The sequence below is a fragment of the Kitasatospora purpeofusca genome, assembly GCF_042691725.1.
Lineage (GTDB): Bacteria > Actinomycetota > Actinomycetes > Streptomycetales > Streptomycetaceae > Kitasatospora > Kitasatospora purpeofusca_B.
On sequence record NZ_CP170483.1, the window covers coordinates 8,146,979 to 8,165,977 of the forward strand.

Annotated in this window: 15 protein-coding genes; 5 read left to right on the plus strand and 10 right to left on the minus strand. The window is 74.2% G+C overall.

Annotated features, from left to right (window positions below; translation table 11 throughout):
- The first annotated feature begins 14 nt into the window (after positions 1 to 14).
- The 3 genes from ACFCLZ_RS35175 to ACFCLZ_RS35185 all read left to right on the plus strand — a co-directional run bounded on the left by ACFCLZ_RS35175 (position 15) and on the right by ACFCLZ_RS35185 (position 3,023).
- The gene (locus ACFCLZ_RS35175) at positions 15 to 2,009 is read left to right on the plus strand and encodes a phosphocholine-specific phospholipase C (RefSeq protein WP_380281957.1); all 1,995 of its coding nucleotides are present in this window, start codon (positions 15 to 17) and stop codon (positions 2,007 to 2,009) included.
- Between the two features lie 86 nt (positions 2,010 to 2,095).
- A complete protein-coding gene (locus ACFCLZ_RS35180; RefSeq protein WP_380281958.1) occupies positions 2,096 to 2,569 on the plus strand; it encodes a VOC family protein in 474 nt (157 codons plus the stop codon).
- 4 nt (positions 2,570 to 2,573) lie between these two features.
- The gene (locus ACFCLZ_RS35185) at positions 2,574 to 3,023 is read left to right on the plus strand and encodes an SRPBCC domain-containing protein (protein WP_380281959.1); all 450 of its coding nucleotides are present in this window, start codon (positions 2,574 to 2,576) and stop codon (positions 3,021 to 3,023) included.
- 16 nt (positions 3,024 to 3,039) lie between these two features.
- Here the strand turns inward: ACFCLZ_RS35185 and ACFCLZ_RS35190 are convergent, their stop codons facing one another.
- The 8 genes from ACFCLZ_RS35190 to ACFCLZ_RS35225 all read right to left on the minus strand — a co-directional run bounded on the left by ACFCLZ_RS35190 (position 3,040) and on the right by ACFCLZ_RS35225 (position 11,261).
- The gene (locus ACFCLZ_RS35190; RefSeq protein ID WP_380281960.1) at positions 3,040 to 4,296 is read right to left on the minus strand and encodes an aromatic acid exporter family protein; all 1,257 of its coding nucleotides are present in this window, start codon (positions 4,294 to 4,296) and stop codon (positions 3,040 to 3,042) included.
- A gap of 17 nt (positions 4,297 to 4,313) precedes the next feature.
- Positions 4,314 to 5,057: a polyprenol monophosphomannose synthase gene (locus tag ACFCLZ_RS35195; protein ID WP_380281961.1), complete on the minus strand. Its 744-nt coding sequence runs from the start codon at positions 5,055 to 5,057 to the stop codon at positions 4,314 to 4,316.
- 199 nt (positions 5,058 to 5,256) lie between these two features.
- Entirely contained in the window at positions 5,257 to 5,523 is a 267-nt protein-coding gene (locus ACFCLZ_RS35200) for a GlsB/YeaQ/YmgE family stress response membrane protein (RefSeq protein WP_380281962.1), read from the minus strand.
- A 112-nt stretch (positions 5,524 to 5,635) separates the two neighbouring features.
- Positions 5,636 to 6,826, minus strand: coding sequence for an ABC transporter ATP-binding protein (locus ACFCLZ_RS35205; RefSeq protein ID WP_380281963.1), 1,191 nt, complete (start codon positions 6,824 to 6,826; stop codon positions 5,636 to 5,638).
- 9 nt (positions 6,827 to 6,835) lie between these two features.
- Positions 6,836 to 7,669 (minus strand): carbohydrate ABC transporter permease, encoded by an 834-nt coding sequence (locus tag ACFCLZ_RS35210; RefSeq protein ID WP_380281964.1) that lies wholly within the window; start codon positions 7,667 to 7,669, stop codon positions 6,836 to 6,838.
- Positions 7,666 to 8,592 carry a carbohydrate ABC transporter permease gene (locus tag ACFCLZ_RS35215; RefSeq protein ID WP_380281965.1) on the minus strand — a complete coding sequence of 309 codons (927 nt, stop codon included), beginning with the start codon at positions 8,590 to 8,592 and terminating at the stop codon, positions 7,666 to 7,668. Before ACFCLZ_RS35215 ends, ACFCLZ_RS35210 begins: the two co-directional genes overlap by 4 nt.
- The gene (locus ACFCLZ_RS35220) at positions 8,589 to 9,860 is read right to left on the minus strand and encodes an ABC transporter substrate-binding protein (RefSeq protein WP_380281966.1); all 1,272 of its coding nucleotides are present in this window, start codon (positions 9,858 to 9,860) and stop codon (positions 8,589 to 8,591) included. Before ACFCLZ_RS35220 ends, ACFCLZ_RS35215 begins: the two co-directional genes overlap by 4 nt.
- A 225-nt stretch (positions 9,861 to 10,085) precedes the next feature.
- Positions 10,086 to 11,261 carry an alpha/beta hydrolase family protein gene (locus ACFCLZ_RS35225; protein WP_380281967.1) on the minus strand — a complete coding sequence of 392 codons (1,176 nt, stop codon included), beginning with the start codon at positions 11,259 to 11,261 and terminating at the stop codon, positions 10,086 to 10,088.
- A gap of 355 nt (positions 11,262 to 11,616) precedes the next feature.
- Here ACFCLZ_RS35225 and ACFCLZ_RS35230 point away from each other — a divergent pair, with 355 nt between their 5' ends.
- Entirely contained in the window at positions 11,617 to 14,655 is a 3,039-nt protein-coding gene (locus ACFCLZ_RS35230; RefSeq protein ID WP_380286379.1) for an AMP-binding protein, read from the plus strand.
- An 83-nt stretch (positions 14,656 to 14,738) separates the two neighbouring features.
- On the plus strand, positions 14,739 to 15,164 hold the full coding sequence (locus ACFCLZ_RS35235; protein WP_380281968.1) for a DUF4259 domain-containing protein: 426 nt from the start codon (positions 14,739 to 14,741) through the stop codon (positions 15,162 to 15,164).
- Positions 15,165 to 15,195: 31 nt separating this feature from the next.
- On the opposite strand, the gene ACFCLZ_RS35240 is transcribed toward ACFCLZ_RS35235, so the two are convergent.
- Together ACFCLZ_RS35240 and ACFCLZ_RS35245 are read right to left on the minus strand one after the other, a co-directional pair.
- Positions 15,196 to 16,782, minus strand: a complete 1,587-nt coding sequence (locus ACFCLZ_RS35240; protein ID WP_380281969.1) for an FG-GAP-like repeat-containing protein — start codon at positions 16,780 to 16,782, stop codon at positions 15,196 to 15,198.
- Between the two features lie 93 nt (positions 16,783 to 16,875).
- Positions 16,876 to 18,873: an FG-GAP-like repeat-containing protein gene (locus ACFCLZ_RS35245; protein WP_380281970.1), complete on the minus strand. Its 1,998-nt coding sequence runs from the start codon at positions 18,871 to 18,873 to the stop codon at positions 16,876 to 16,878.
- Positions 18,874 to 18,999: the final 126 nt, after the last annotated feature.

The following is an 18,999-nucleotide window of genomic DNA, read 5'->3' on the forward strand; positions in this document are numbered from 1 at the left end:
AAGGCCAGTTCGCGATGTCCGACCTTTCCCGCCGTACCTTCGTCGGCGCCACCGCGGCCGCCGGCGCCGCCGCCCTGACCGGCCTCCCCGGCACCCCGGCGCAGGCCGCCCCCGCACCGGGCCGGCTCACCGGCACCATCAAGGACGTCAAGCACGTCGTGGTGCTGATGCAGGAGAACCGCAGCTTCGACCACTACTTCGGCGCCCTGGGCGGCGTGCGCGGCTTCGGCGACAAGCAGGCGCTGCGCTTCCCCGACGGCACCGACGTGTTCCGCCAGCCCGACCCGCGCCGCAGCGACGGCAACGTGATGCTGCCGTACCGGATGGACACCTCCAAGTACAACGCGCAGAACGCCGGCGGCCTGCCGCACGACTGGGCCACCGGCCACCAGGCGATCAACAACGGCGCGATGAACAAGTGGATCGCCGCCAAGGGCGAGCGCACCATGGGCTACTTCACCCGCGAGGACATCCCCTACCAGTACGCGCTGGCCGACGCCTTCACCCTCTGCGACGCCTACTTCACCTCGCTCGCCGGCCCGACCGACCCCAACCGGCTCTACCTGTGGACCGGAACCGCCGGCCCCGGCCGCGACGGCACCACCGGCCCGTGGATCGACAACACGCCGGTCACCGACAACCCCGTCGCCGACTGGACCACCTACGCGGAGCGCCTCCAGCAGGCCGGCGTGAGCTGGCGGGTCTACCACAACCCCAGCAAGGACGACCGCACCGGCGACTACGACGACAACGCGCTGTCCTACTTCCAGCAGTTCCACGACTTCCCGAAGGACGACCCGCGGTACGTCAACGCGATGACCGCGTTCGACCCGGCGGCCTTCGACGCGCACTGCAAGGACGGCACCCTGCCGACCATCTCCTGGCTGGTCGCCCCCTACCTGTTCTCCGAGCATCCGGAGGCCGGCCCGGCGTACGGCGCGCACTGGGTGAACCAGGCCCTGCAGTCGCTGATGTCCAACCCGGACGTCTGGCGGCACACCGTCTTCCTGGTGATGTACGACGAGAACGACGGCTACTTCGACCACATGGTGCCGCCGACCCCCGAGCCGGGCACGCCCGAGGAGTTCACCCAGGGCCGGGCCATCGGCCTCGGCAACCGCGTCCCGCTCTGGGTTGTCTCGCCCTGGTCGCGCGGTGGCTGGGTCGACTCCCAGGTCTTCGACCACACCTCGGTGCTGCGCTTCATGGAGCGGGTGACCGGCGTCGCCGAGCCCAACATCTCCGCCTGGCGCCGCGCCGTCTGCGGCGACCTCACCAGCTGCTTCGACTTCGCGGCGCCCGACTACTCGATCCCGCACCTCCCGGACACCAACGCCCTGATGGCCGCGGCGGACGCGGGAACACAGCTGCCGGGCGTCCAACTCCCGGCCGTCGGCACCCAGTCGATGCCCGTCCAGGAGCGCGGCGACCGCCCGCACCGCCGGCTGCCCTACCAGCCCTGGGCCGAGGCCGAGGTGGACCGGCGCACCGGCCGGGTCACCTGCACGATGAGCAACGACGGAAGCGTCGCCTTCCCGTACACGGTCTACCCGAACATCGTGCAGCCCTTCGCCGGCACGCCGTTCACGGTGGCGCCCGGCGCCTCGGCGACGTACGTCTGGGAGGCCGCGGCGACCAACGGCCGCTACGACTTCACCGTGCACGGGCCCGACGGCTTCGTCCGCCGCTTCGCCGGCACCGTGATCCGTGACGGCGCCGCGAGCGCGGACCTCCCCGAGGGCCAGAACGACATCGGCATCCCGATCGTCACCGCCGACCTCTCCAACTCCGGCCGGCTCACCCTCCAACTGGTCAACGACGGCATGACCGACGTCTGCTTCTCGGTCGCGCCGAACGACTTCGCGGGCACCGCGCAGACCGTCTGGGTGAAGCCCGGCAAGCAGACCAACCTCGCCTGGCCGCTGGACAAGCAGGGCCGCTACGACGTGGTGGTCACCACCGCCACCGGCCAGCGCTTCACCCGCCGCTACGCGGGCTGGGTGCACTGAGCCGGGCCGCGGCCGGGGGCGCCGAACCGGTGACCCCCGGCCGTGGCGCGGCCGTCCGGCCGGGGCCCGCCGCTACCGTCGGCTCCATGCAGCAGATCACCCCATGCCTCTGGTACGACGACCAGGCCGAGGAGGCCGCCCGCCACTACACCTCGGTCGTCCCGAACTCGCGGATCACCGGCGTCACCCACTACACCGAGGCCGGCCCCGGCACCCCCGGCGCCGTGCTGACCGTCGCCTTCGAGCTCGACGGCCGCCCCTTCGTCGCCCTCAACGGCGGCCCGATCTTCCCGTTCACCGAGGCCGTCTCGCTCCAGGTGCAGTGCGACGACCAGGCGGAGGTGGACCGGCTCTGGGCGGCGCTGCTGGAGGGCGGCGGCCAGGAGAGCCAGTGCGGCTGGCTCAAGGACCGCTGGGGCCTGTCCTGGCAGATCACCCCGCGCATCCTGATCGACCTGGTCTCCGACCCGGACCGCGACAAGGCCGCCCGGGTGACCAGGGCCATGCTGTCCATGCGCAGGATCGACATCCGGCAGCTGCTCGACGCGGCCGAGGGGTGAGCGCATGGCCGTCCCCGCCTACCGCCACATCTCCTATCTGCACGCCACCCCGCAGCGGGTCTGGCACGCGCTCACCAACCCGGACGAGTCCGGCCTCTACTGGGGCCACCGCAACGTCTCCACCTGGCAGCCGGGCGCCCGCTGGGAGCACCAGCGCGCGGACGGCTCCGGCGTGGCGGACGCGTTCGGCACGGTGGAGGCGGCCGACCGGCCGAACCGCCTGGTCACCACCTGGTCCGGCCCCGGGCAGGAGCGGTCCGCGGGCCCGTCCGTGGTGACCTTCGAGCTGCGCGCCCACCGGGACCTCACCCGGCTGACCGTCACCCACGACAACCTGGCCGACGAGGCGGAGCGCGCGGACGCCGAGGCGGGTTGGTCGGCGGTGCTGTCCAATCTGAAGACCTACCTGGAGACCGGCCACCCGCTCCCGCAGGACCCCTGGTCGATGCCCTGAGGCCCGGGCGCCGGGCTCAGGGCTGCCGGGCCCGCTTGCGCCGGCGCCGCGCCCGGCCGAACCCCGGCCGGTCGCCGCGCACCCACCGGCGCAGGCGGCCGAGCCGGGAGAACCGCTCCCGGCTCGCCACCGACGCCCGGTCCAGCTCCTCCATCAGCCGCCGGGAGCGGTGTTCCAGGTCCAGCTCGTCGAGGATCCGGTCGACCTCGGTCAGCAGCGAGCCGAGCAGGTGCCAGGCGTCCGGGTCCGCCCGCACCTGCTCCAGCAGCAGCCGGGCGACGTTCTCCCGGCTCGCCCAGGCGGCGGCCAGCTCGGCGGTGAGCCGCTCCTCGGCCTCCTCGGCGTTCAGGCTGACCTGGGTGGTCACCAGCACGGCGAAGCTCACCAGCGCGCCGCCGACGTGCGCGAGCAGTTCCTCCATCGCCACCGCCAGCGCCGGGGCGACCAGCGGCTCGCCGGGCGCGCGCCGCTTGGCGAGGTCGGTCAGCGAGCGCGAGATCACCCGGATCACCACCACGCAGATCTCCAGGGTGTCCAGCCCGGTGCGCAGCACCAGCCGGGAGAGCAGCCCCTCGCTGATCCGCGGGTTGAACCGGAGGCTGTCCTCGGCCTGGCGCAGCGCCGCGTCGACGTCGGCGATCGCCTGGTCGAGCCGGCGGGCCTCGTGCAGGCGCTCGGCGGCGTCCGCGACCGGGGTCGGGCGGCCCAGCTGGTCGGAGAGGTCGAGGAGCAGGTGCCGGGCCCGGCGGGAGAGGTCCCCGATCGACTCGCCCGCGGTGTCCACCCAGACGGGTGGTGCGAAGAGCAGGTTGAACAGCAGGCCGACGGTCGCGCCGATCAGGGTCTCCAGCACCCGGTCCCAGGCCCGGGAGGTCACCTGGGTGACGCCGAGGATCAGCATCGCGCTGATCGCGACCTCCTGGACGAACTCGTCCACCCGGACGAACCGGCCGATCACCAGCGAGGCCAGGATGATCAGTGCGAGGCTCCACCAGGAGAGCCCGACGACCGTGCTGAAGCCGATCGCGATCAGCACGCCGACCACCACCGAGTTGACCCGGCGGATGCTGGTGGTGAGCGTCGAGTAGACGGTGACCTGGACGACCAGCAGCGCGGTGAGCGGCGCGGTCAGCGGGGCGGGCTCGCTGCTGAGCCAGGTCGCCACCACGTAGGAGAGCGTGGCGGCGACGGTCGCCCGGGCGGTCTGCACGGCGAAGGGTTCACGGGCGGCGCGCCGCACCAGTGCGACGGCCCGGTCGGGCGCCAGGGCCACGCAGACCTCCTTCCTCGCTACGGCTTGCCGCGGCGCCCCTCGCGCAGCAGCTTCCACGGCGCGAGCGCCGACTCCACCTGCACCCCGAGGCTCATCTTCGACGCGCCCTCGACCCGCTCCTCGAAGCGGATCGGCACCTCCTTGATGGTGAGTCCGCGCCGCACCACCCGGTGGTTCAGCTCGACCTGGAAGGAGTACCCGTTGCTGTGCACCGACGGCAGGTCGATGGCCCGCAGGGTCTCCGCGCGCCAGGCCTTGTAGCCGGCGGTGGCGTCCCGCACGCCCAGGCCGAGGATGGTGTTCACATAGAGGTTGGCCCAGGCGGAGAGCGCCTTGCGGTGCCACGGCCACTTTGCGGCGGTCGACCCGCCCGGCACGTACCGGGAGCCGAGCACCACGGCCGTGTCGTCGGCCAGCAGGGTCGTCACCATGAGCGGCAGGACGGCGGCCGGGTGGGAGAGATCGGCGTCCATCTGCACGACCACGTCCGCACCGTCCTCCAGGGCCCGGGTCATGCCGGCGACGTAGGCCCGGCCGAGGCCGTCCTTCTCGGTGCGGTGCAGCACCCGCGTGCGGCCCCCGGACTCGGCGGCCAGCTTGTCGGCGACCTCCCCGGTGCCGTCGGGCGAGTTGTCGTCGACCACCAGCAGGTGCAGGTTCGGCAGGTCGAGGCCGGCCAGCAGTTCGGCGAGGACCGGCAGGTTCTCCCGTTCGTTGTAGGTGGGTACGACCACAACGACCTTCGGGGAGGCCTCGACCATCTTCTGTTCCCTCGCGAGTTCGGCGCCCGTTGGCCGACGCGGTCATCGGCGGCCGCGCCGGGTCGGACGGTCGTCCGGTGCTCCGGCCGTCGTCGGTACCACGGCCGGTCCGCACCGGGGCCGGTGCGTGGTGGGACCGGTCCGTAGTACGGCCGTGCGAGTCTAGCCGCGCCGTCGCGGACGCCGTCGCGCCGGACCGTCATCTGGTCCTGCGGTTGCTCCAGGCGGGGGCGACGACGGCGATCAGGGCCACGGCGAAGCCGAGTTGGAGCAGATGGCGGATCCAGTCGATCCCGGAGGTGTTCCGGACGCCGATCCAGCCGGAGACCGCGTTCCCCAGCCAGGCCCCGGCGGCGCCGAGCAGCATGGTCAGCCACCAGGGGATCGCCTGCGGGCCGCGCAGGATCAGTTTGGCGATCACGCCGAGCACGAAGCCGATGAGCAGAATCCACAGGAGCTGGAACATCGCATTCCACCTTTCGAGGCGCGTTCCCCCATGATCGCCCGAACCGTCCGGCACGGCACGTCCAGCGGGGGCGAAGGGGCGTCCGGGCCCCGCCTGCCCCGTCCGGCGCGTCCTAACCGTCCGTTCTTCCCGCCTCGCCGCTCAGCGCCGCCCCGGTGTCCGGGTCGAAGACGTGCAACCGCTCGGTGTCGATCCACAGCTCCAGCGGCGCGCCCTCGGCCGCCCGGGTGGCGGTGCCGATCCGGGCCACCACCTCCCGGCCGGGCGCCCCGGCGCCCGCCTCCGTCTGCCGGGCGCCGAGCTCCTCCAGGCCGCCGCCGGAGACCGCGTCGCCCTCCACGGTGAAGTGCGCGAACACGTCCGAGCCCACCGACTCGAGCACCTCGACCCCGACCGTGACCCTCGCCCCGCCCGTCGGGTGCTCCAGCAGCGCGGCGTCCTCGAAGTGCTCCGGGCGGATGCCGACCACCACCTCGCGCGGCGCGTTTGCCGCCGTGAGCCGCCGGCGCAGCCGGTCGCCCAGCGGCAGGTCGCCGAGCGCGGTGCGCAGCGCGCCGTCCTCCAGCCGGCCGTGCAGCAGGTTCATGCCGGGCGAGCCGATGAACCCGGCGACGAACAGGTTGGCCGGCTGGTCGTACAGCCGCTGCGGCGGGCCGACCTGCTGGACCAGGCCCGCGCGCAGCACCACCACCCGGTCGCCCAGCGTCATCGCCTCGACCTGGTCGTGGGTGACGTAGACGGTGGTGGTGCCCAGGCGCCGCTGCAGCCGGGAGATCTGGGTGCGCATCTGGACCCGCAGTTTGGCGTCCAGGTTGGACAGCGGCTCGTCCATCAGGAACGCCTTCGGGTCGCGGACGATCGCCCGGCCCATCGCCACGCGCTGGCGCTGCCCGCCGGAGAGGTTGGCGGGCCGGCGGTCCAGGTGCTCGGTGAGGTCGAGGATCCGGGCGGCCTCCTCCACCTTGGCGGCGATCACCGCCTTGTCGGTCCTGGCCAGGCGCAGCGCGAAGCCCATGTTCTGGCGGACCGTCATGTGCGGGTAGAGCGCGTAGCTCTGGAACACCATGGCGATGTCGCGGTCCTTGGGCGCCCGGTCGTTGACCACCTGCCCGCCGATCCGCAGGGTGCCGCCGGTGATGTCCTCCAGGCCCGCGATCATGTTCAGGGTGGTGGACTTCCCGCAGCCCGAGGGGCCGACCAGGATGACGAACTCGCCGTCGGCGACCGTCAGATCGAGGTCGTGGACGGCCACCGAGCCGTCGGGGTAGCGCTTGGTGATGCCGTCGAGCACGATCTCCGCCATCGGTCCGCGTCATCCCTTCACTGCGCCGGCGGTCAGGCCGGCCACGATGCGGCGTTGGAAGAACAGCACGAACAGCACGATCGGCACCGTGATCACCACGGCCGCGGCGGCGATCGAGCCGGTCGGCTGCTGGAACTGGGAGCTGCCGGTGAAGAAGGCGATCGCGGCGGGCACGGTGCGCGCGGCGTCCGTGGAGGTCAGCGAGATCGCGAAGAGGAAGTCGTTCCAGCAGAAGATGAAGACCAGGATGGCGGTGGTGAACACGCCCGGCGCCGCCAGTGGGGCGATCACCAGCCGGAACGCCTGGGCGGGGGTGGCGCCGTCCACCTTGGCGGCCTTCTCCAGCTCCCACGGGATCTCCCGGAAGAACGCCGAGAGGGTGTAGATCGCCAGCGGCAGCGAGAAGGTCATGTAGGGGATGATCAGCCCCGCCCAGGTGTCGAAGATCCCCAGCACCCGCTCGATCTCGAACAGCGGCGAGACCAGCGAGATCGGCGGGAACATCGCGATCAGCAGCGACATCCCGATCAGCAGCCGCTTGCCGGGGAAGCGCAGCCGGGCCACCGCGTACGCCGCCATGGTGGCGAGCAGCACCGCGATCGTGGTGGCGATCACCGCGATGCCGATCGAGTTGACCAGGGCCCGGGTGAACTCCGAGGTGTGGAAGATGCCGCGGTAGTTCTCCAGCGTCCAGCTGCGCGGCACGAAGTTGCCGTCGGTCAGGGTGGCCGGGTCCTTGAAGGACAGCGCGGCGATCCACCAGACCGGGAACAGCGCGTACAGCACCACCACCAGGTTGACCACGCCCCAGCCCGCCCCGGCGCGGGCCTGCCGGGCGGTCACCGGTGCTCGGCCGAAGCGCCGGGCGCGGCCGCGCCGAAGAGCTTGACGAAGACCAGGGCGATCGCCGCCACGCAGAGGAACACCAGCACCGAGATCGCCGAGCCGATGCCCAGGTTGAGCGCGGTGAAGAGGTTGTCGTAGCCGAGGATCGACACCGAGCCGGTGTCGTTGGCACCGCCGGTCAGCACGTAGATGTTGTCGAAGATCCGGAACGCGTCCAGGGTCCGGAACAGCAGCGCCACCAGGATGGCCGGCTTCATCAGCGGCAGGATCACCAGCCGCAGCCGTTGCCCGAAGCCGGCGCCGTCGACCATCGCGGCCCGCACCGTCTCGGCCGGCACCAGCGCCAGGCCCGCCAGCAGCAGCAGGGCCATGAACGGCGTGGTCTTCCAGACCTCGGCCAGCACGATCAGGCCGATCGCCGGCCAGTGCTCGGTGAGCGGCGCGCTGCCCTCCGGCAGCAGCGCCGCCAGGTAGCCGGTGCCGGGCGTCCAGGCGTACTGCCAGGAGTAGGCGGCCACCACGGTGACGATGCCGTACGGCACGAGCACCGCCGTGCGCACCAGGCCCCGCCCGACGACCGCCCGGTGCATCACCAGCGCCAGCGCCAGTCCCAGCACCAGCTCGACCGCCACCGAGACGACGGTGATCAGCACCGTCACCCAGAGCGCCTGCCACCAGTACGGGGAGGACAGCACGGCGCCGTAGTTGGCGAAGCCGACGAACGCGGAACGGTCCGGGAAGCGCAGGTCGTAGCGCTGGAAGGAGAGGTAGACGGCGTAGCCGACCGGATAGGCCGTCACCAGGAGCATCACCAGCACGGCGGGGGCGCACAGCAGCCAGCCGAGCCGGCGCTCCTGCCGGGAGCCCGCGGAGAGGCGGCCGGTCGGCGACGCCGGGGTCCTCGTCCCGGTCGCGGTCATGGAATCAGCCCCTTCGAGCCGAGCGCGTCCCTGATCTGCCCGGCCAGGTCGGCCACCGTGCGCTCCGGGTCCACCGAGGACGGCGGGGAGAGGGCGTGCGCGACGGCGATCGAGACGTTCTGGTAGGCGGGCGTCTGCGGCCGCACCGAGGCCGAGTCGAGGGCCCGCAGCACGTCCGCCGCGAACGGGTAGCTCGTGGTGAGTTCGGCGGCGGTGTACAGGCTGCGCAGCGACGGCGGCAGGCCGCCCTTGAGCGCGTTGGTCAGCTGGTTGTCGCGGTTGCGCAGGCACAGGACGGCCTCCTGGGCGGCGTCCGGGTGGCGGGAGTAGGCGCCGACGGCGAGGTCGATGCCGCCGATGGTCACCGTCGCGGGGCGTCCGGGGACGACCGAGGGGTAGGGCGCCCAGCGGAAGTGCGGGAACAGCTCGGGCTTGTTCTCCTTCATCGACGGATAGACGAAGGGGTAGTTGAGCTCGAAGGCGGCGGTGCCGGACTCCATCGCCAGCCGGTTCTCGTCCTCCGTCTGGTTGGACAGCGAGGGGTCGGCGGCGGGGGAGGTGGCGAGGTCCCGGATCGCCCGGGCGGCGGTGACGGCCGGCTCGCCCAGCGAGGGCGCCGTCGCGTCGGGGGTGAGGATCGAGCCGCCCGCGCTGGTGACCAGGGTGTTGAACCAGACCGTCAGGCCCTCGTACTGGGCGCCCTGCACCTCGATGAAGTGCGGCTTGTGCTGCTCGGCGAGCCGCCGCGCCGCCTGCAGCATCTCGTCCCAGGTGGCGGGCGCGGTGGGCACCAGGTCGTCGCGGTACCAGAGCAGCTGGGTGTTGGAGTTGTACGGGACGGCGTACAGCCGGTCCTTCCAGGTGGCGGTCCGCAGCGCGGCGGCCAGGGTGTCCTCGCTCGCCTTCTCGCGCAGCGGACCGGTCCACTCGCGCACCCAGCCGGCCTCGGCGAACTCGGGCGTCCAGGTGACGTCCAGGCCCATGATGTCGACGCCGGTGTCGTGCGCGGCCAGCCGGCGCACCAGCTGCTGGCGCTGGCCGTCGGAGGTGCGGGGCAGCTTGTTGTAGCGGATGGAGAAGCGCTCGCCGGAGTCGCGGCCGCAGTTGTCCGCGGCCTGCTGGAGCGCGCCCGAGTCGTCGGGGAAGTTGTACCAGTCGAGGACGACCGGCCCGCCGCCCCCGGAGCCCCCGCCGCTCCCGCACCCGGCCGGCGTCCACGCGAGCAGGAGCGCCAGGGCGACGGCGACCCGGTGGTTCGGTCTGGGCATCGCTACTCCCTCCGGTGGACCGGCCCGTGGCGGGCCCACGGTAGGCCGGGCGGCCGCCGTCCGCGGCGACCCGCCGGTGTGACACCCCCGGGACCGCCCGGGCGGGCTACGCGACCCACCGGCGCACCGGTGGGTCGGCGGGCGCGGGCCGGCGACCGTCCGACGGGCCCCGCCCGGCCGTAAGCCGGGCGGGGCCGCCGGTTGCCCCGGGTGGTGCGGGGCCGGTCAGCGCAGTTCGCCGAACCAGCGGGCGACGGCCGCCGTGGCGGCGACGTTGGAGCCGAGGTGCCGCGAGCCGGCGAAGTCCGGGGTGCCGAGGCCGACGACCGTCGGCTCCGCGCCGTGCGATCGCAGCCCGGCGGCGCAGTGGTCGGTGTTGGCGTCGGCCGCCTGCTCGTCGGCGTCGGCCGCGTACAGGCGGACCGGGACGGCCGGCGCCCAGTCGCAGGTGCTGTCGGCCACCCGCAGCGCCCGGGCCAGCGGGCCGGTCGGGTGGCGCAGCATCGCGAGGGCGTGCGGGGTGAGCAGGGCGTCGACGGTCGCGGGTGTGCCGGCGAAGAGCTGCGGGCCGGTGTGCGCGCCGTCGAAGAGGGCCTCGACCGTGCGGTCGTACGGTGCCCGGAAGACCTCGGCCGGGGAGTCGTACAGCCGGTGCAGCCGGTTCCACGCGACGAGGAGGTACGCCGAGTACAGCACGCTCGACTTGGGTTCGAGGGCGCCGTCGAGCAGGGCCGGCAGCTCGGCGTGCTCGAAGTCGTAGGCGCCGCCGACCGGGGCCACGGCCCGCAGCCGGAACCACCGGTCGTCGCCGGCCTGGAGGGACCGCGCGAGCCCCATCGCCGCCGAGGCGCCCTGGGAGAACCCGGTGACCAGGACGTCGTGGCCCAGCGCCCGGCCCGTGCGCGGGACGAAGGCGCGGGCCGCCCGCAGCATGTCCAGGGCGGCCGTCGTCTCCGACGGCACGTCCATCCAGGGGTGGGGTCCCGGGCCGGCGCCCAGACCGAGGTAGTCCGGGGCGACGGCCGCGAATCCGGCGGACGCGTAGGTGAGCGCGGGCGAGGACACGAACCCCGCCCCGACCATGGCGGACGGGGCGTCGGACCGGTGGCTGACCGTGCCGTGGGTGAAGGACACCGTCCGCAGCGCGGGCGCGCCGCCGCGCGGCAGCACCAGCAGCCCGCTGGCGGTGACCGGCCGGCCGCCGGGGTCCACGGTGCGGTACACCAGCCGGTAGGCGTCCACGCCGAACCGGGCCGCGGCCGCGTCGAACCCGGCGGCGGTCAGCGCCGCGGCGACGTCCTGCTTCGTGGTCAGGGTGGTCGTCCGCTCGGCGGAGACGAGGCGTCCGCGATCGCCCGGACGCACCGGGTCCGCCGACGCGGCCCCGGTCGTGAGGGTCACGGCGGCCAGGGCGGCGAGCGCCGCACCGGCGCCCAGTCGACGGAGTGCGGACCGTAACCCGCCTGCGGGGTATGTGGAGTTCATGGCTCCGACGCTACGGACCGCCGCCCTCGCACCGCAGTCCGGCCAGCGGGCCTGTCCGGCCTGGGGCTGGCCCCACCACGGCGCCGGGCGGCGGGGGGACCGGTTCCGGTTCGCAGCGGGCGGCTCTGGCGGGGGAGCGCGCTGAGCCGCTACGGTCTGGACCAGCCATCCGTCCTGGCCTCTTCCGGGAGTCGTCATCAGCACCCGAACCACCGTCAGCACCGTTCCCGCCCCCGCCGGTTCGACGCCCGACGCGCTCACCCTGACCGATCTGCTCGACGACCGCGCCCAGCGGCACCCCGACCGGCCCGCGCTGCTCGTGCCCGGCCGCCCCGCGCTCGACTACCGGGCGTGGCGCGAACGGGCCGTGCGCGCCGCCCACGGGCTCGCCCGGGCCGGCCTACGGCCGGGGGAGCGGGTACTGCTGCTCTTCCCCAACCGGGCCTGGGACGACTACGCGGTGGCCTTCCTGGCCGCGCACTACGCGGGCGCCGCGGGCGTCGTCGCGCGCGAGGACCTCGGCGCCGAGGACACCGCGCGGCTGGCGGGCGACAGCGGAGCCGCCCTCGCCGTCGCCCTCGCGGCCGAGGACGAGCGCGCGTCCGCCGCCGGCCTGCGCACCCTGCGGCTCGCCGACCTGGAGGCGGACGGCGCCGGCGACGGGCCACCGCCGCCCCGCCCCGCCCCCGGCGACCTCGCCCAGGTCATCGGCACCTCCGGGACCACCGGCGCGCCCAAGGGCGTGCACGCCGCCCACGCCAGCCTGACCGCCGGCCAGCGGCTCGACCCGCGCCCGCGCCCCTACGCGCACTCCGCGCACGCGGTGCACGCCTTCCCGATCGGCACCAATGCCGCCCAGGTGGTCCTGGTCAATGCGCTGGTCGCCGCGCCCGCCACGATCTGCCTGCCCCGCTTCGACGCCGAGGAGTTCGGCCGGACCGTCGCCGAGCACCGCGTGGGCACCGTCTTCCTGGTGCCGTCGATGGCCGTCGAACTGCTCAACTCGGGCGTCGCCGCCCGGTACGACCTCGGCAGCGTCCTGCTGATCAGCTCCTCCGCCGCCGCGCTTCCGGCCCCCGTCGCCACCGCCCTGCGCGCGGCCCTGCCGACCGCGACCCTCGTCAACACCTACACCTCCGCCGAGGCGTCCCCCGCCCAGATATCCGCCGTCGTCGACGCGAGCCGCCCCGGCTCGGTCGGCCGCCCCGCCAACCCGGGCGACCTGCGGCTGCTCGGCGAGGACGGCCGCCCCGTCGAGCCGGGCACCGTCGGCGAGGTCTGGCTGCGCCAGCCCGGCCCGCCGCGCGGCTACACCGCCGGCGCCGACGCCTCGGCGGCCGTGTTCCGGGACGGCTGGGTGCGGATGGGCGACCTCGGCCGGCTCGACGCCGAGGGCTACCTGTACCTCGTCGACCGGGAGAGCGACGTCATCAAGTCCGGCGCCCTCAAGGTCTCCACCCTGCGCATCGAGGACGTCCTGCACGCCCACCCGCAGGTCGCCGACGCCGCCGCGCTCGGCCTGCCGCACCCCGTCATGGGCGCCGTGCCGGTGGCCGCCGTCGTGCCCGCCGCGGACGGCCTGGACCTCGACGAACTGCGGCTCTTCCTCGCCGAACGGCTGGGCCGCGCCGAACTGCCGGTCCGCATCCTGGTCACCGACCGGCTGCCCCGCAACCCCAGCGGCAAGGTCGTCAAGCACCACCTGCGCGCCCGCTTCGAGGAACCGGCCCCGGCGGCCGGCGGCACCCCGCCCGCCACCGCGCACGAACGCGCCCTCGCCGCCGTCTGGCGCAGGATCCTCGGCCGGCCCGTCGAGGCCGTGGAGGAGGAGTTCTTCGCCCTCGGCGGCGACTCCTTCCGCGCCGTCCAGCTCGCCGCCGCCGTCTCCGCCGAGTTCGGCGTCACCGCCACCACCGCCCTCGTCTTCGAACGCCCCTCGCTGCGCGCCCAGGCCGCCTGGCTCGCCGCCGCCCCGAAGAACGCCGGCGCCCCGCTGCCGCTCGACGGCGCCGACCTCTCCCCGTTCCTGCGCGAACTGCGCGCCCAGCCGCACGACATCCCGCTCACCTCCCAGCAGGAGAACTTCCTGCGCTGGATGGCCGAGGCCGAGGGCCGCAACGTCGGCTCGGTCGCCGTCATGTTCCGCGTCACCGAGGCGCTGCGCCCCGACCTGCTGACCGAGGCGCTGTACGAGGCGGTGCGCCGCCACCCGGCGCTGCGCACCCGCTTCGTGCCGGTGCCCGGCGCCGTACCGGGCGTGCGGCGCGCCGTGGTCGACGCGGAGCCGCAGGTCGAGGCCATCCTGGTCGACGCCCCGGGCGAGAGCGACGACGAGGTGTCGGCCCGGCTGATCGCCGTCCGGGACCGGCTCACCGACGTCGGCGAGGGCCCGATGACCGGCCTGGCGGTGGTCAGCCGCGCCCCCGACGACCACGCCGTCCTGCTCGCCGTCCACCACATCGTCGGCGACGGCTGGTCGGTCGGCGTGCTGCTGCGCGACCTCGGCGTCATCTACTCGGCGCTGCGCCGCGGACGCCCCGCGCCCCCGCCGCGCCCCATGCCGACGCTCGGCGAACTGGTCACCCGCGCCAACGCCCACTGGCCGGTCTCCCGCGCCCACTTCGCCCGCACCCTCGCCGGCGCACCCGAGGCCGTGCACCCGTTCCCCGGCCGCGCCGACACCGAGACGGTGCTCAGCGCCGCCCACCGCCTCACCGTCCCCGCCGCCCGGGCCACCGCCCTGCGCGAACGGGCCGCCGAGGCCGGGGCCACCCCCTTCCAGGCGCTCGCCACGGTCTGGCTCGGCCTGCTGGCGGAGCGCAGCGGCCAGGACGACCTCGTCCTGATGACCCCCGTCCCCGGCCGCACCTCGCCCGAGGCCGAACAGGCCGTCGGCTGCTTCGTCCAGTCCCTGCTGCTGCGGGTCGACGCCTCGGGCGCCCCCGGCTTCGCCGAGCTCCTCGCCCGCGTCCGCGACACCGCCACCGCGGCCCTGGACCACCAGCTGTACCCCTTCGCGGAGTTCAGCCCGCTGGTGCCGTTCGCCGCCTGGCTCCGCTACGAGAGCTGGAACGCCCCTGCCCAACTCCCCGGCCTCGCCTGCACGGCCTGGGAGGTCCCGCGCAGCGCCACCGTCCCCTACCCCCTGCCCGGCGGCGACCGCCACGTCCCCGAACTCGCCGCCACCGAACAGCCCGACGGCTCCTTGGTCTGCTGGCTCCGCTACAACGAGCACGCCTTCGGCCCGGCGGCCGTCGAGTCCCTGGCCGCCGCGCTGGAGGCCCGCATCACCGAGGCCGCCGGCGGCTGACGGCTGGCAGCTGGCGGCGGCCGGTGGCCGATTGTCAGTGGCCGATGCGAGGCTTCCCATGAACTGATCCGAAGGAGAGCACCATGGGTACCTGGGACATCGGCCACTTCGACAACGACACCGCCGCGGACTTCTCCGGCACGTTGGACGACGCGGCCCCGGTCGAGCGCGAGGCCGTGGTCCGCCGCGTCCTGACCTTCGTGGCCGCAACCGCGGCCGAGGACTACCTCGATTCCCACGAGGCGGCCCAGGCCGTGGCTGCGGCCGCCCTCATCGCCGCCCAGTGCCCCGGGGGCGAGCCGGTCACCACCAGCTACGGCCCCAAGCAGCCCCTCCCCGCCTTCCCCGCCGACCTCCGGCCGCTCGCCGCCGACGCCCTCGACCGGGTCCTCGCCGACGAGTCCGAACTCGCCGAGCTCTGGGACGAATCGGGGGAGGCCGCCGACTGGCGCCGCACCGTCACGGACCTGCGCGCCGTCCTCGTCCCGGACCCGGCGGCGGCGCCGTAGCGGGGCTCGGCCGGGCCGGCCTCGGACCCTTCTAGGCGCCGCCGGCGATCTGTCCGAGGTTGGCCCAGCCGCCGCCGCTGTCGCCCCCGCGGTAGGCGTAGCCGCTGACGGCTCCGCCGGTGTCCGTCCGGAGGTAGTCGGCATGGGCGTCGCCGTCGAAGTCCGCGAAGGCGACCTGCTCCTGCCGGTCGGTGACGCCGGTGGCGACCTGTCCGAGGGGGAGCCAGCCGCCGTGGCGGTCGCCGCCGCGGTTGAGCCAGACGTGCACGGAGCCGTCGGCGTTGATCAGGAGGTAGTCGGCGCGGCCGTCACCGTCGAGGTCGGCGAGGCGGACGCGGCTGCGGTCGGTGGTGACGCCGGTGGCGACCTGGCCGATGCCGTACCAGCCGGCGCTGCCTGCGGGGTCGCCGCCGCGGTTCAGCCAGACCTTGACGGCGCCGTTGTCCTCGATGACCAGGTAGTCGGCGCGGCCGTCGCCGTCGAAGTCGGCGAAGCGGACCTGGTCCTGGCGGTTGGTGACGCCGGTGGCGATACGCCCGACGGATTCCCAGGGCGCGACCTGGTCGCCGCCGTGGTTGAGCCAGGCGTTCACGGAGCCGTCGGGGTTGACGACGATGTAGTCGGCCTTGCCGTCGCCGTTGAAGTCGGCGAGGCGCACGCGGCTGCGGTCGGTGGTGACGCCGGTGGCGACCTGGCCGAGGCCCTGCCAGCCGTTCGCGCCTGCGGGGTCGCCGCCGCGGTTCAGCCAGACCTTGACGGCGCCGTTGTCCTCGACCGTCAGGTAGTCGGGCCTGCCGTCACCGTCGAAGTCCGCCCACCGCACGCGCCCGCTGCCGCCGACCTCGTTCCCGGCCCGGGGAGTCGCGGGGCGGGAGACCCAGCCGTCGGCGACGGCCCGGTCCAGGGCCTGGTGGAAGACCTCGGCCATCTTGCGGTAGCCGCCGTCGTTGGGGTGCAGCTGGTCCGGGAGGTCGGCCGCGGGGTCGAGGTTCGCGGGATCCACGTACCGGAAGTGCCGGCCCGCGGTCCCGTCGGCCGGGTTCTGGTTCCGGTCCTGGAGCGCGGTGAACTCGCGGTTGAACACCGTGGTCTTCTGCTCCAGGCCGGGGGTGGCGGTCAGCAGGCCCTGCACGACGACGGTCACGCCCGGCTTGTCGGCGAAGATGCGGTCGACCAGCTCGGACAGCCGCTGGGCGGCCTGCACCGGGTCGGCGTTCGGGTCCCACTTCAGGTCGTTGATCCCGAGGTGCAGGAGGACGACGTCGGGGTCGGCGGCGGAGAGCCAGCGGTCGATGTCCGCGCGGACCTGGGCGATCCGGTAGCCGCTGTGCCCCTCGTGGTCCGGGTCTCCGGCGGCGCCGGAGGAGGAGGTGCCGACCAGGTCGACGGTGTAGGGGGACTGCTGGGCGGTCAGGTCCCACAGGGGTGCGCGGTAGCCCGCCCCGGTGGAGCTTCCCGCACCGTCGGTGATCGAGTCGCCGAGCGGCATGACCTTGATCGGGCGCGGCGCCGGCGCCGGCACCGAGGTGGGGAGCGGGGCCGACGCCGCCGCGGGAACGGCGCCGGAGGCCAGGACGGCGGCGAGGGAGGCCAGGGCGATCAGGGAGCTGCGCTTCATGGGGTGTCCAGTCCGGAGGAGGGAGGGGAGGGGAGTGCGGGCCGGGCCCGGGCGGCCGCCGTGAGCAGCGGCCGCCCGGGCCCGGGGCCGGGGTCAGGCGCCGGAGGCGATCCGGCCGAGGAAGTCCCAGCCGCCGTGGCCGTCGCCGCCCTTGTTGGCGTACGCGCTGGTGCTGCCGTCGCCGGGGTTCCAGAGGTAGTCGGCACGGCCGTCACCGGTGAAGTCCGTCAGGAAGACGCCGTTGTTGTCCGTCGTCAGACCGGCGGCGACGCGACCGACGGACTCCCAGGGGGTGACCTGGTCGCCGCCGTGGTTCAGCCAGACGTTCACCGAGCCGTCGTAGGCGACGACGATGTAGTCGGCCTTGCCGTCGCCGTTGAAGTCGGCGAGGCGCACGCGGCTGCGGTCGGTGGTGACGCCGGTGGCGACCTGGCCGAGGCCCTGCCAGCCGGCGCCGCCGGCGGGGTCGCCGCCGCGGTTCAGCCAGACCTTGACGGCGCCGTTGTCCTCGATGACGAGGTAGTCGGCGCGGCCGTCGCCGTCGAAGTCGGCGAAGCGGACCTGGTCCTGGCGGTTGGTGACGCCGGTGGCGATACGCCCGACGGGCTCCCAGGGGGTGACCTGGTCGCCGCCGTGGTTGAGCCAGGCGTCCACGGAGCCGTCGGGGTTGACGACGATGTAGTCGGCCTTGCCGTCGCCGTTGAAGTCGGCGAGCCGGACGCGGCTGCGGTCGGTGGTGACGCCGGTGGCGACCTGGCCGAGGCCCTGCCAGCCGGCGCCGCCGGCGGGGTCGCCGCCGCGGTTCAGCCAGACCTTGACGGCGCCGTTGTCCTCGACCGTCAGGTAGTCGGGCTTGCCGTCGGCGTCGAAGTCCGTGAAGCGCAGTCGGCCGGTGCCGGCCTCGTTGACGGCGGCGGAGCGCCGGTCCCGCAGCGCCGTGATCCACGGACCGAGGTCGTCCACCCGCGTCTCGTGGGCGCCGGTGCGGGTCTCGGTGGCGGGGGTGCCGAGGCAGCCGCCCTGCCAGGAGCGGGAGATGACGCCGGTGAGGACGGGCTTGGCGTTCTCGGTGCGCCAGACGGGCCCGCCCGCGTCGCCCTTGCAGATCAGGCCGGGCGTGGTGGGGGTGACGTCCAGACCGGTGGCGGTGACGGTGCCCGCGGTGACGGCGGAGGTGTGGAGCGTGCCGGGGGTCCAGGCGGTGGCGGTGCGCCCGAAGCCGGCCGTGGTCAGCGCGCCGCCCTCGGCGGGCGCCGTGCCGGAGAGCGCGACGGGCGCGATGTCGAAGACCGGGGTGTCCAGCCGGGCCATGACCAGGTCGCGGTCCTGATGGGGGACCAGCTCGGCGATCCTGACCTGCTGTCCGCCGGTGGCGGCGAGGTCGCTACGGCCGATGGTGGCGGTGGCGGCCTGCTTGGGCGCGCCCGCGGTGACGGTGCCGGGGTTCGCGGGGTCGTCGGCGAAGCAGGACTTCGCGGTGAGGACCCAGCGCGGGTCGACCAGCGCACCGGTGCAGGTGCGGCCCTGGTCGCCGACGGCGAGGTGGGCGGTGAACGCGGTGGCGGGGTCGGCGGGCTGTCCCGTCGCGGGGGCCGCGCTGGAGCCGGTGACCCGGAGTTCGAGGAGCGTGGACAGCCCGGAGGTCGGGGACGCCTCGCCGAACCCCTTGGCGGTGTTGCGGGGGACGTCGATGCTCTGGGCCTGGCCGTTGGTGGACAGGCTGGCCTTCACATCGCGCTCCACGGTCTGGACGCGATAGGCCTCGGGGATGTTCACGGCGAGGTAGCCCGTGGGGCCGGTCGCGGCGAAGCAGAGCCAGTTGTCGTGCAGGGTGACAGTACGGGCCCACACCTTGATCTGGTAGGGGTTCGCGCAGTCCGTGACCGTGATGCGTCCGTCGCCGCGGACCACGGTGGCGCCGGTCTCCGCCAGGATCCGGTCGGCACCGGGATAGGCGCCGTCCTCGGCGGCGCTCGGCGCCCCGGTGTTCGCGGCGGTCGCCGCCGCGGCGGCGGTGGTGACGCCCTGCATGACGGCGACGGTCGCGCCGACCGCCGCCACCAGGCCGATGAGTTGTCGTCGGTGGAACATGTGCGAGAAATCCCCTGTCTCCGTCGGTGGATGTAATCGAGGTCGTGGCGCCGGCCGCGCATGCCCGAACGGACTGCCGCCCTTTCGAGCCGGGACGCGGAAACGGCTGAAGGCGCGCCGAGGAGC